Genomic DNA, 12,223 nt, shown 5'->3' with positions numbered 1-12,223 from the left:
CGCACGGCCTCCCAGGCCCGCGCCGCCGCGCGCGACGCGCTCCCCGCCCTGGAGACGCTCGGCCTGTGACCGCGCGGGCCCAGCGCGGGCCTCACGGTCAGGCCCTCCGCCATGGTCAGGGCCCCGGATCCTCACGGTCAGGCTCTCTGCCATGGTCAGGGCCCCGCGTCCCCGCGGTCAGGCCGCCCCGCGCGGGCCCTGCGGTCAGGCCCTTCTGACCAGCTGGACGGCCAGGGACCAGATCCAGCCCGCGTAGGCGTGCAGGCCCTCGCCCATCCGGCGGTCCATGCCCCCGTTGAGGGCGCGGAAGTAGCTGCCCTCCAGCAGCGAGGCCAGGCGGAAGCACGCCAGGACCTGGAACCACGCGAACCCCGACACGTCCCGGCCGGTCAGCGCGGCGTAGTGGGCGACGAGCTCGGCCCGGGTGGGCATGTCCTCCCACGGCCGCATCTGCGGGTCGCCGCCCGGCGGGTCGCCCTCCTCGCGCCAGGCGGTGAGGATCCACGCGAGGTCCAGCAGGGGGTCGCCCAGGGAGGCCATCTCCCAGTCCACGATCCCCGCGACCCTCGGGGCGTCGTGGGCGTACATCACGTTCGCGAACTGGAAGTCCCCGTGGACGATGCCGATGCGCGTGGCGGTCGGCGGGTTCGCGCGCAGCCACTCGCCGACCTCGTCGACGGCCGTGGACTCGTTCTCGCGGTACTCGGCGTTCTCCCGGTAGCCCTCGAGCATCCTCAGGTACCTGGGGGTCTGGCGCTCCGCCCAGTCCTCGGTCCGGCTGAGGCCGGTGAGCCCCACCGCGTCCGGGTCGACCGCGGCCAGCCCGGCCGCCGAGGCGACCAGGTCGAACGACACCGCGCGGCGCCACGCGCGGTCGGTGGCGTACCGTCCGGGCAGGTCGCCCCTGGGCATGAAGCCGTCGATCCTCTCCATGACGGAGAACGGCGCCCCGATGACGGAGTCGTCCATGCAGGTCGCGTACAGCCGGGGGCGGGGGACGTCCGTGCCGGTGAGCGCGGTCAGGACGCGATTCTCGCGGGGGAGGGAGGTGGCCGAGCCGTCTCCGGAGTACCGGCCGGGACGGCGCAGCACCAGCTCGGTGCCGTCGGCGCGGCGCATCACGAAGAGCAGGTTCTGCGCGCCGCCCTTCAGCCGGGTGAGGTCCTCGACCCGCCCGTCGCCGGGCAGGTCCGCGAGCCCCGGCCAGCGGTTGAGGCGGTCGAGGTCGACGGCGGGTCCGGTTGGGCTCATCGTGCTTCCTCCATCTTCTCCAGCTGCCCGGCGTACTTCCGGCGGGCGGCCTCCAGCCGGGTGGGGACGTGGTACGAGCCGAAGAGCCCGTCCTCGGCGGGTTCGGCCCGCTGGAGCAGGAGCCGCGCGACGACGTCCTTGTGGACCTCGGTCGGCCCGTCGGCGATGCCGAGGGTCGGGCCGCTCTGCCACAGGCGCATCAGCGGCAGCTCGTTGGAGACGCCGAGGGCGCCGTGGACGTGGATGGTCCGGTAGGCGATGTCGACGAGCGTCCCGGGCGTGGCCGCCTTGACCGCCGAGATGTGCAGGCGCGCGGCCCGGGCGTGCTCGCGTTCGCCGGTGGCGTTCGCGCGGTCGACCTGCCAGGCCGCGTGCAGGACCTGAAGCCGGAACTGCTCCAGCTGAATCCAGGAGTCGGCGAGCTGCTGCCGGACCGCCTGCTGGTCGGACAGGGGGCCGCCACGGGTGCGGCGGCTGACGATGCGCTCGCCCATCATCTCCAGCGCTCGTCTGCACTGGCCGGCCGCGCGCATCGCGTGGTGCAGGCGCCCGCCTCCCAGCCGGGTCTGGGCGATGGCGAAGCCCGCGCCGGGCTCGCCCAGCAGGTTCTCCGCCGGGACCCGGCAGCCGGTGAACCGCAGGTAGCCGTGCCCGCCCTCGCCGGGCGGCTCGCCGCCCAGCCCGGTGCCGCGCACCTGCTCCATCCCCGGGGTGCCGCGCGGGATGAGGAACATCGACGAGCCCTTGTGCACGGGGACGTCGGGGTCGGTGACGACCATGGCGATGACGAAGGCCGCGTAAGGGTAGTTGGAGGCGAACCACTTCTCGCCGTCGATCACCCACCCGTCCCCGTCGCGGACGGCACGGCAGGTGAAGCCTCCGGGGTCGGCGCCGCCGGTCGGCTCGGTCATCGCGTACGTCGAGACGATGCGGCCGTCCAGCAGGGGTTCCAGGAACTCGCGCCGCTGCTCCTCGGTCCCGTAGTGCGCCAGGATCTCGGCGTTGCCCGAGTCGGGCGCCTGCGTGCCGAACACCATGGGCGCCCACATGCATCGCCCCAGGATCTCGTTGAGCAGGGCGAGCTTCACCTGCCCCATCCCCATCCCGCCGAGCTCGGGGGAGAGGTGCGCCGCCCACAGTTTCGCCTCACGCACCCGCGCCTGCAGCGGACGGACGATCTCCCGGAAGACCCCGCTCTCCCGGTCGTAGGGCTCGGTGGTGCCCGGGAACAGCAGGTCGAGCGGTTCGACCTCCTCCCGCACGAACCGGTCGGCCCAGTCCAGCCTCTCCTGGAAGTCGGGTTCGGTACTGAAGTCCCACATGCCGCCTCCCCCCTTAAAGAATGATGTTCGAAATCTAGCAGAACGTCATTCTCGAATCTAGGAAGCCTGCTCTGCCCGAATCCGCGCGCGCGACGGTCCGGCCGGGACCCCGGCTGGGCCGGGAACGCCGGGACGGAATCGTCAGCGGGAGGCGATGCCCGCGAGCAGGAACGAGACGAGGTGCTCCAGCTCGTCCTCGCCCGGAACCTCCTCCTTGAACAGGTGGTACTGCATGGCGGCGACCGCCGTCGTGGCCACCGTCCGGGCGGCCCGCACGGGATCGGCGGCCCCCAGTTCGGCCACGGGCCCGGCGAACGACTCCGCCAGGGAGTCCGCCAGCGCCACCGACATGTGCCGGCTCCCCGCCGACATGCTCGTGGCGTTGCTCAGGACCGCCCGCGTCTCGGCGGCCAGTCGGGCGTCGGACGCCTGCTTCATGATCGCGGTCACCCCGGCCCGCAGCCGCTCCCGGGCCCCCGCCCCCGTGTCCATCTTGTGCCGCACATACCCCGCGACCGTCCGGGCCCCTTGCTCCACGATGGCCGCCACCAGCGCGTCCTTCCCGGCGAAATACCGGTAGAACGAGTCGTTGGACAGCCCCGCCGCCGCCACGATGTCGGCGACCCGAGGTCCCTTCTTTCCGCCCCCCGCCACCATCAACTCCAGCCCCGCGTCCATGAGCGCCCGCACGTCCGCCTGTGCCGTCTCCTCCACCGACGCCACCCGCCGCCGCACCGCCCGTTCCGCGAGCGTCCCCCGCTCGCGGCCACCTTCGACCCAATCCTGTTCACTCATACCGAGAATCATATTCTGCAAAAGGAGAACCATCTTCGGCAACGAGCCTGCGGCCTTCGCGCCCCCCGGGCGAGAACCCGAATGGTCGTATCGGGAGACAAGGGGTGAATCTTGGCCCCTGCGGAGTGGAGAACGGAATGAGGCGACCCGGATGACGGCGGCTCACACTGAACTGACCGAGGTCGATGACGGGGAGGTCATACGGTCGTCCCTGGCGGACCCGGAGCGCTTCGCGGTGTTGTTCGACCGGTATGCGAAGCAGGTCCATCAGTACGTGAGCCGGAGGCTGGGAACCCAGCTGGCCGACGACATCACGGGAGAGACGTTCCTCATCGCCTTCCGGCGGCGGGAGTCCTACGACCCGGCGCGGTCACTGGCCCGTCCATGGCTCTACGGGATCGCCACCAGGCTCGTGGCCCGGCACCGGCGGAGCGAGGAGCGGTTCCTGCGGGCGCTGCAGCGGACGGGCGTCGACCCCCTGCCCGAACCGATGGCCGAGACCGTGGTGCGCCAGGTCGCGGCGGGAGCACAGGACAGGGCCCTGGCCGGGGCGCTCGCCCGGCTGCCCCGGGGCGAGCGCGACGTGCTGCTGCTGGTGGCCTGGGCCGATCTGAGTTACGAGGAGACCGCCCAGACGCTGGGCGTCCCCCTGGGCACCGTGCGCTCCCGGCTGCACCGCGCCCGCCGCCGGCTCCGCGAGGCGCTGGGCGGAGCCGATCCCACACGAGAGGAGAGCTGACCATGGACGAACTCACTTTGCTCAAGGGACTGCGGTCCGACCAGCCCGCCCTGAGCGCGGAGGCCGAGGCCGCTGCTCGGGCGCGCCTGCTCGCCGGGACGGCGGCGTCCCGGCCGAAGCCCCATCGGCGGTTCAGGCGGCCGGTGTTCGCACTGGTCGCGGCCACCGCGGCCGCCACGACCGCGGTCCTCGCGGTGAACGCCGCCGGGGACGGGCCGCTGCGGAACTACTCCAGCCCGGTCATGGCGATCGAGAAGGAGGAAGGGAAGTGGCATGTCGAGATCAAGGACGCCTATGCCGATCCGGAGGAGTTCAGCAGGGCATTCGCGAAGATGGGGCTGGACATCGACCTGCGGATCGTGCCCGTCTCGCCCCGGGGGGAGCGCCGCGTCACCCGGGTGATGTTGCAAGAGGGCGCCGAGGGCGTGCCGGAAGGAGGGGCGCACAGCTTCTCCATCAACGATTGCCCTGTGAACCGGCCTGAGTGCCCGCTGTCGATGACCATCACCGGTGACGCTCTGGCCGGGGGCTGGCAGGTCTGGCTGGGCCGCGAGGCCCGTCCGGGGGAGCCCTACGCCGACAGCATGCCGGGCTGCTGCCGCGAGCCCCTGCCGGGAGTACGGCTGATAGGGCGGAGCGTCCGAGACGTTACGGCACTGCTGCGGGAGCGGGAGCTGAAGACGGCCTTCCTCCTCGGCGAGTTCCAGCCTGACGGCTCCGGCAGCAGCTACGGGGCCGACCCGTCCTGGCGGCCGTCCGGCGGGCGGAAGGTCACCGGCGCCTGGTCCTCCAGCTCGGACACCGTCACGTTGCTGGTCTCACCGCGTCCAGGGGACCCGGATCCGGTGCCGGGCACCGACCCGTCCGGCGGCTGACGGCGCTCAGACCAGGTCGGGGAGTTCCTGGGTGGCGTACCACATGAGTTCGTGGCCCTCGGCGCCGTCGACGGTGAACTGGGCGTCGAAGTCGCCCTGGTCGGCGGCGCCCAGGGCCTTGGCGGCGGCGAGGATGTCGGGGACCGCGTCGGGGTCGTCGACGTGGGCGGAGACGACCTTCCTCAGGGGGAGGGGGTCGCGGAGGCGGACCTCGGCGCGGTCGGCCTCGCCCAGGTTCTCGTAGCCGCCCTCGTAGGCGACGGAGCCGTCCGGGACCTCGGCGGCCAGGACGACGCGGCGGGGCGGGGTGTCGGGGGAGCCGGCCAGGAGGCGGAGGCTGGCGCGGGCCGCCGACAGCATGGCGGCGTACTCCAGCTCCTCGAGCTCACCGCCGGCGTACCACTCGCGCAGGGCGGGGGTGACCGCGTAGGCGTGGTGGACGTGCAGCTCGCCGTCGGCGAGGGCCTGGGCCAGGAGCGGCAGGGTGGAGGGCAGGTAGACGCGCATTGACTCAGTGTGGCACGGAGGCGTCCCCGCCGGTGACCGGCGGGGAGGGCGTCACAGCGGCACTTCCAGCAGGTCGGCGAGGGCGGCGCGGGTCTTCTCGGGGTCGGTGTGGTGCAGGCCGACCATGCCGAGGCTCTCGGCGGCCACGATGTTCTGCTCGATGTCGTCGATGAACACGCACTGGGGGGCCTCCAGGCCGAGGATCTCCAGCGCGTGGTGGAAGATCTCGGGCGACGGCTTGCGCATGCGCACCTCGCCGGAGATGACGACGGCGTCGAACAGGTCGGTCCAGCGCTCGCGGGGATAGGTGTTGCCCCAGGAGTTGGACAGCAGGGCCGTCTGGAAGCCGTGCGTACGGCACCTCTGGATGACGTCGTACATCGAGTCGACGGGGGCGAACTCGGCGAACATGCGGTCCAGGAGGCCGTCGGGGGAGACGGGCCCGCCGTCGACGAGCCGGAGCTCGGCGGCCAGGAGCCGTTCGAACTCGGCGGCCTCCAGCGAGCCGTCCTCGAGCCGGTGGATCAGGTTCTCGGGGCCCGCGCCCGCGTAGGCGCCGGTGAACCAGGAGCGCATCGTCTCCCGGTAGCTGGATGCTTCGATGCGCTCGAGGGAGATCCACTTGCGAGTGGCCTCGGCGAGGGGTTCGGTCAGCACACCGCCCCAGTCGGTGATCACGGCGCGAAGGGTCATGCCCGCATCGTACGCGCGACCGTTCCTTAACGCTGACCAGGAGTGTCCCTGTGATCAGCGGCCTGCCCCGAACGGTGCTGGACAGGCTGGTCCCCCGCTTTCACGCACCCGGCGGATGCACCGATCGTGTCCGTACATCCGTGCGGGTGGGGCGGGTTCCCTCACGCTCCGGGTCACGGCGGCAGGCCTGGGCGGTCCGATGCCCCGCACCATCACTCCGGTGATGCGGGGGCGGTGCCGTCCGACGCCGGGCGCCATGACCCAGGGCGCGTCTCCCGATCACCAGGCTCGCGGCCTCATGCCGGGTGGTCTTACGAGTGGTGGTGCTGGTGGGTTTCTGCCAGTGCTGGGCGCCCCACCGGCTGGTGTAGGCCGGATCCACCGCCACCAACGCCAGGTCGTGCTCGGCGGCCATCGACACCAGCCGGGCCTTGAGTCGGCTGGTCGGCATACCGTGGATCACTTGGCGGAAGCGGCGGTTGCGGCCGTGCCTCTCACGGGTCTTGGCCTCGGCGAAGTCCAGGTCCTCCACCGCGATCGCTCTCGCACCGGTGCGGCGGGTCCAGTGCAGCAGCCGGGTCAGGGCGTGGCGCAGTTGCGCGTCCCGGTGCGCTGCGGTGCCCGACAGGTCGTAGTCGAACCGGACCGGTGCGCCGATCGGGTTGCCGTGGGCGTCCAGCCGCCAGGTGGTCGGCGTTGGTGTCCACTCCCACCATCCCGGCCGCCCTCGCCGCCTCCAAGGGGAGGATCCGTACGGGCGGGCGCTGCCAGGCCGCGTCCACATACCAGCGCCCCCGCTCGGCATCCAGGTGCAGGCGGTAGGCCGTCGCCCGGTCGGCCTCCACCCGATCCGCCCACTCCCGACCCCGGTGGGCGAAGGACACCCGGGCGGTCAGCACGTACCGGCCGTGAGACGCGTTGGCGAACTCGGCCAAAGGTGCGGGGAGCTTGATGCTGACCTGCCCGTCGGGGGTGATGCGCAGGGTTTCGTTGCCGTACCGCTTGCCGCTCTCGCCGTCGGCCGACAGGAACCAGCGGGCCGCCTCCCACCGATCCCGCCACTGCTTCTCGCTCAGACCGGCTTCCTTCAGGTGGTGGCGGGTGTTCGCGAGTTTGCGGCCACCGCGCGCCACCTGCACCCTCCCGGCGGCGCGGTCGGCCGCGACCTTCGTGCGGCGTTCCTTCAGCAAGGCCAGGCGGCGGGACTTGGCGAACGACTCGCCCCTGGAGCGGTAGCCACCCGGGGCTCGTTTGCTGCCCTTCTCGCCCAGGGGCAGGGCCAGACGATGCTCGATCGTGCCGATGGCGGCATCCAGGGTGTTCAGGTGCGCGGCCTGGGAGCGCCGCGACAGTGCCCACTGGTCGTGGGTGGCCTTGGTGATCGCCCCAGCCCACCGCGACGACGACTGGCCGGTCAGCTCTCGTTTGCGCTCGGCCCACCGCTGGGGGGTGTGCGCCAGTCCGTCGGTGCAGCGGGCGGCCAGATCCCGGCCCGCCAGCGACCCCAGATGCGCACCCACAAGACGCAACACCTCCTCATCCCGGGGAGTGAGGCCCTTGAGACGGGTGCGGATCGACACGCCCTGGGGCTGGGCGACGACGAACGGCGCGGCGATAGGCCGCAGCGGCCTGCCCGGCTCAGCCATACCGGACTACCTGGGGAGCCGGACGGCGGCAGGTTCGGATCTTCGGCACACCGATCCCCTTTCCCACCTGCCCGAAGTCACCGGGTGTGACTGGGCCACAACTTACTCGCGGTGTGGTGGGCGCGGACGGGAAACCTGAAAATCCCTCCCCGGGCATCCGGAGAGACCGCCGGTCGGCACCCGGCCGCGCAGGAGAGGTCGCGAGGTCCAGGGGAGAGGCCACAGGTGACCAGAGGAACCTCGTGGACGCTCCTGAACACTCAACCGGCAACAGGACATACCCTTGTAAGTGCGTCCTGACGGGGTCTGCGACACTGTGGCCCATGGACTTCGAACTGAGCCCGAAGGCACGTGAATACCTGGCCGACCTGCAGGAGTTCATGGACTCCCACGTGTATCCGGCGGAGAAGGTCTACCAGGAGTGGCGGGCCGTCAACGACCCGCACCAGCTCCCTCCGGTCGTCGAGGACCTCAAGGCGGAGGCCCGCAAGCGGGGCCTGTGGAACCTCTTCCTGCCGGACCTGAGCGGGCTGAGCAACGTGGACTACGCCACCCTCGCCGAGCTCACCGGCCGCAGCCCGGACATCGCCCCCGAGGCGATCAACTGCCAGGCGCCGGACACCGGGAACATGGAAGTCCTGCACATGTTCGGCACCGAGGAGCAGAAGAAGACCTGGCTGGAGCCGCTGCTGAACGGCGAGATCCGTTCGGCGTTCGCGATGACCGAGCCGGACGTCGCCTCCTCCGACGCCACCAACATCACCACGAGCATCGTCCGCGAGGGTGACGAGTACGTCATCAACGGGCGCAAGTGGTGGATCTCCGGCGCCGCCGACGAGCGCTGCAAGATCTTCATCGTGATGGGCAAGACCGACCCGGACGCCTCCGTGCACCGCCAGCAGTCCCAGATCCTGGTGCCCCGGGACACCCCGGGCTTCACCGTCGTGCGGGACCTGCCGGTCTTCGGCCGCCACGACCAGCACGGCCACTGCGAGCTTCGGTTCGAGGACGTCCGGGTGCCGGTCTCCAACCTCATCGCCCAGGAGGGCGACGGGTTCATGATCTCCCAGGCCCGGCTGGGCCCCGGCCGGATCCACCACGCGATGCGGGCGATCGGCATGGCCGAGCGGGCGCTGGAGCTGATGTGCAGGCGGGCCGCCGAGCGCGTGGCGTTCGGTAAGCCCCTGGCCTCCCAGGGAGTGGTGCAGCAGCAGATCGCCGAGTCGCGCATGGCGATCGAGCAGGCCCGGCTGCTCACCCTCAAGACCGCGTGGCTGATCGACAGGCACGGCGCCAAGGGGGCCCGGACGGAGATCGCGGCGATCAAGGTGATCGCGCCGCGGGTCGCGTGCGAGGTGTTGGACAGGGCGATCCAGGTCCACGGTGGGGCGGGCGTCTCCGACGACACCCCGCTGGCCGCCATGTACACCTGGGCTAGGGCGATGAGGATCTTCGACGGTCCGGACGAGGTGCATTCCCGCACGGTGGCCCGTCAGGAGCTGAGGCCGTACCTCTCCTGAGCGCCTTCGAGCAGCAGGAGCGCCTCGCGCACCGCGCCGCCGGCCTCTTCCAGGGCGTCGGCGGCGCGGGCGGGGGTCACATCGGCGAGGAGGGTGATCAGCGCGACCCGCGTGTCGCCGCCCGCCTCGGCAAGGGCGTGTTCACAGGTGCGCGCGTCGAGGCCGGTGGCCTCCACGAGGATGCGCACCAGGCGGCGGCGCAGCTTGGAGTTGAGCGCGTTCACGCTGACCATGAGGTTGGAGTAGGTCCGGCCGAGCCGGATCATGACGGTGGTCGAGAAGGCGTTGAGCACCATCTTGGTGGCGGTGCCCGCCTTCATCCGGGTGGAGCCGCTGATCACCTCGGGTCCGGTGGCGAGCCCGACGTGCACGTCCACCTCGCGGCCGAACCACGACGACGGGTTGGCCGAGATGAGCCCGGTGGCGGCCCCGACCGAAGCGGAGTGCCGCAGCGCGCCCACGACGTAGGGCGTGGTGCCGCTGGCGGCGATGCCGATGACGAGGTCCCCGGCGCGGACGCTCTCGGCGTCACGCGCCCCGAGGGAGACGTCGTCCTCGACGCCCTCCACCGCGGCGGACAGGGCCTCGGAGCCGCCCGCGTGGTGGGCGACGACCCACTCCGGCGGCGTCCCGTAGGTGGGCGGGAGCTCGGCCGCGTCGATGAAGCCGAGCCGGCCGGACGTCCCGGCCCCGAAGTAGTGCACGCGCCTTCCCCGGCGCAGCGCCTCGACGGCGAGGTCGGCGAGGTCGGCCACCTGGGGCAGCACCTCGGCGACCGCCTGGGGGATCCGCTCGTCCTCGGTGTTGATGCGGCGCAGGACCTCGATGGTGGGCAGGGCGTCGACGTCGAGCGTGCGCGGGTTGCGCTGCTCGGTGGGCAGATCGATGGGCAGGTCGCTCATCGCCTCTTCCTCTCTGGCCGGACACTGCGGCCGTGCACTGCGGTGTAGGTGGCCGCCAGGGCTTCCCTGGTGGGCTCGTAGGTCTTGCGCGCGACACCGACGAAGACGCAGTCGATCACCGTGAGCTGGGCGAGCCTGCTGGCGGTCGCGCCGGAACGGAACGTCGTCTCCCGGGCCGCGGTGGTCAGGACGAGGTCGGCCAGCTCCGCGATGGGCGACTTGGGGAAGTTGGTGAGGGCGACGGTGGTGGCTCCCCTTCCTGCGGCGACGGCCAGCGCGTCAAGCGTTTCGACGGTGGTCCCGCTGTGCGAAATGCCGACCGCGACGTCTCCGGGCTGGAGAACCGCCGCACTCGTCAGCATGATGTGGGCGTCGGACCACGCGTACGAAGTGTGCCCGATGCGGTGCAGTTTCTGCTGGAAGTCCAGTGCGACGAACGCGCTGGCCCCCACCCCATAGACGTCGATGCGACGGGCGGCCACGACCATGTCGATCACCCGCTCCAGAGTCTTGAGGTCCAGCTGTGCCGCGGTCTCCTCCACCGCCCGGGCGTCGGCGAAGGTGACCTTCTCAACGACATCCTCAAGAGTGTCATCGGGTCCGATGTCACTGCCCACCACTCGGCCCCCGGCAGCGGACTGGGCACGTCCGGCCTCGGTGGCGAGCGTCAGCCGCAGTTCCGGATACCCGGTGAAGCCGATCGCGCGGCAGAACCGGATGACGGTCGTCTCCGAGGTTCCGCACGCTTGGGCCAGCTCCGTGATGGTGGAGGCCGCGACGCCCTCGGGGTCGTCCACCACGCGCTGGGCCACGCGCCGCTCCGCCGGTGGGAGGGAGGGCAGCAGTGACCGGACCCGGACCACCGTGCTCAGTGGAGGTGCTGCGTGTCCCGCCGTGTCTTGACCTTCGGGTTTCCTCATGGAAGAAAGTTTCTTACAAGGGGTTTGTCACGTCAACGTCAAAGTTTTCACGGACGTGACCTGGCCGGTGATTCGGTCGCCCCCAACAATGCCCCCGGACCCTACGTGATCGGCATCGACGCCGGCGGTACCAATACCCGCTGTGCCCTGGCCACACTCGACGGAACGGTCATCGGCACCGGTACCGGACCCGGTGCCAACCCCAACTCCGGCGGCGACCCGGAGACGGCCCTGCACACCGCGCTGAGCGAGGCCACCGAGGGCGTGGACCGCTCCGGTGTGGCCGCCGGCGTCTTCGGCATCGCGGGGGCGGGCGCGGCCGGGCGCCCGCTGCTGCTCTCGGCCTCCCGGAAGGCCTGGCGGGCGCTCGGCATGAAGGGGGAGCCGGAGGTCTTCACCGACATCGCCATCAACTTCGCCTCGGGGACCGACGCCTCCCGCGGGATCGTGGTCTTCGCGGGCACCGGGGCGGGCGCCGCGGTCATCCAGGACGGCGAGATCGTCCGGCGCGCCGACGGCTACGGCTACCTGCTGGGAGACGAGGGCTCCGCCGTCTGGATCGGGAAGCGCGGCGCCAAGGCGGCGCTGTCGGCGATGGACGGCAGGGGCGCGCCCACCGTGCTGGCCGAGACGATCCCGCGGGCGCTGCTGGGCTCGGAGGTCCTGGCCGACCTCATGCCGCGCCGGCTGGTGCTGGCCGGGAGCGGTCGGGAGCCGGCGGCGGAGCCGTCCCGCCCGTACTCGCCGCTGCTCTCCCAGGCGATCGTCAAGGAGGTCTACGGGCGCCCTCCGGCCGCGATAGGACGGCTCGGGCCGGTGGTCAGCGAGGCCGCGGAGGCCGGGGACGAGGTCGCCCTGAAGATCGTCGAGGAGGCGGCGGACTGGCTGCTGATGGACGTCGACGCCGTCCGCCCCTCGCTGCCGGAGCCGGACGCCCCGGCGGCGCCCGTGGTCATGGCCGGCTCCGTCCTGAGCCGGGGCCCGGTCGCCCGGCTGGTCCGGGAGGGGCTGCGGGAGCGGTTCGGGGACGACCCGAGCCCGGCCGGGGACGGC

Annotated in this window: 13 protein-coding genes; 4 read left to right on the top strand and 9 right to left on the bottom strand. The window is 71.8% G+C overall.

Going from position 1 to position 12,223, the window contains the following annotated elements:
• Positions 1–204 precede the first annotated feature (204 nt).
• From ABD327_RS26560 to ABD327_RS26550, 3 genes are all read right to left on the bottom strand, one after another.
• Entirely contained in the window at positions 205–1,251 is a 1,047-nt protein-coding gene (locus ABD327_RS26560) for a phosphotransferase family protein (RefSeq protein WP_344453935.1), read from the bottom strand.
• Positions 1,248–2,573: an acyl-CoA dehydrogenase family protein gene (locus ABD327_RS26555; RefSeq protein WP_344453933.1), complete on the bottom strand. Its 1,326-nt coding sequence runs from the start codon at positions 2,571–2,573 to the stop codon at positions 1,248–1,250. The genes ABD327_RS26560 and ABD327_RS26555 overlap by 4 nt, the downstream gene beginning before the upstream one ends.
• A gap of 141 nt (positions 2,574–2,714) precedes the next feature.
• Entirely contained in the window at positions 2,715–3,368 is a 654-nt protein-coding gene (locus ABD327_RS26550; RefSeq protein WP_344453931.1) for a TetR family transcriptional regulator, read from the bottom strand.
• A 151-nt stretch (positions 3,369–3,519) separates the two neighbouring features.
• On the opposite strand from ABD327_RS26550, the gene ABD327_RS26545 reads away from it, so the two are divergent.
• Entirely contained in the window at positions 3,520–4,107 is a 588-nt protein-coding gene (locus ABD327_RS26545) for an RNA polymerase sigma factor (RefSeq protein WP_344453928.1), read from the top strand.
• Between the two features lie 2 nt (positions 4,108–4,109).
• Complete coding sequence (locus ABD327_RS26540) at positions 4,110–4,982, top strand: hypothetical protein (protein ID WP_344453925.1); 873 nt, start codon at positions 4,110–4,112, stop codon at positions 4,980–4,982.
• Between the two features lie 6 nt (positions 4,983–4,988).
• On the opposite strand, the gene ABD327_RS26535 is transcribed toward ABD327_RS26540, so the two are convergent.
• From ABD327_RS26535 to ABD327_RS26520, 4 genes are all read right to left on the bottom strand, one after another.
• The gene (locus tag ABD327_RS26535) at positions 4,989–5,489 is read right to left on the bottom strand and encodes a DUF6912 family protein (RefSeq protein ID WP_344453923.1); all 501 of its coding nucleotides are present in this window, start codon (positions 5,487–5,489) and stop codon (positions 4,989–4,991) included.
• 51 nt (positions 5,490–5,540) lie between these two features.
• Entirely contained in the window at positions 5,541–6,182 is a 642-nt protein-coding gene (locus tag ABD327_RS26530) for an HAD family hydrolase (protein WP_344453921.1), read from the bottom strand.
• A gap of 100 nt (positions 6,183–6,282) precedes the next feature.
• Positions 6,283–6,714, bottom strand: a complete 432-nt coding sequence (locus tag ABD327_RS26525) for a hypothetical protein (RefSeq protein ID WP_344453918.1) — start codon at positions 6,712–6,714, stop codon at positions 6,283–6,285.
• A complete protein-coding gene (locus tag ABD327_RS26520; protein WP_344453916.1) occupies positions 6,677–7,828 on the bottom strand; it encodes a hypothetical protein in 1,152 nt (383 codons plus the stop codon). Before ABD327_RS26520 ends, ABD327_RS26525 begins: the two co-directional genes overlap by 38 nt.
• Positions 7,829–8,151: 323 nt before the next feature.
• On the opposite strand from ABD327_RS26520, the gene ABD327_RS26515 reads away from it, so the two are divergent.
• On the top strand, positions 8,152–9,348 hold the full coding sequence (locus tag ABD327_RS26515) for an acyl-CoA dehydrogenase family protein (RefSeq protein ID WP_344453913.1): 1,197 nt from the start codon (positions 8,152–8,154) through the stop codon (positions 9,346–9,348).
• Here ABD327_RS26515 and ABD327_RS26510 read toward each other — a convergent pair.
• Both ABD327_RS26510 and ABD327_RS26505 read right to left on the bottom strand, forming a co-directional pair.
• Entirely contained in the window at positions 9,321–10,250 is a 930-nt protein-coding gene (locus tag ABD327_RS26510; RefSeq protein WP_344453911.1) for an N-acetylmuramic acid 6-phosphate etherase, read from the bottom strand. The two genes, ABD327_RS26515 and ABD327_RS26510, sit on opposite strands and share 28 nt — an antisense overlap.
• The gene (locus ABD327_RS26505; protein ID WP_344453908.1) at positions 10,247–11,170 is read right to left on the bottom strand and encodes a MurR/RpiR family transcriptional regulator; all 924 of its coding nucleotides are present in this window, start codon (positions 11,168–11,170) and stop codon (positions 10,247–10,249) included. Before ABD327_RS26505 ends, ABD327_RS26510 begins: the two co-directional genes overlap by 4 nt.
• A 105-nt stretch (positions 11,171–11,275) precedes the next feature.
• On the opposite strand from ABD327_RS26505, the gene ABD327_RS26500 reads away from it, so the two are divergent.
• A partial coding sequence (locus ABD327_RS26500) for an N-acetylglucosamine kinase (protein ID WP_344453905.1) occupies positions 11,276–12,223 on the top strand: 948 nt, incomplete at its 3' end.

This window comes from Actinocorallia aurantiaca, from assembly GCF_039533685.1.
GTDB lineage: Bacteria > Actinomycetota > Actinomycetes > Streptosporangiales > Streptosporangiaceae > Actinocorallia > Actinocorallia aurantiaca.
The sequence above is the reverse complement of the archived record's forward strand: the minus strand, read 5'-3'. Positions and strand labels throughout refer to the sequence as shown.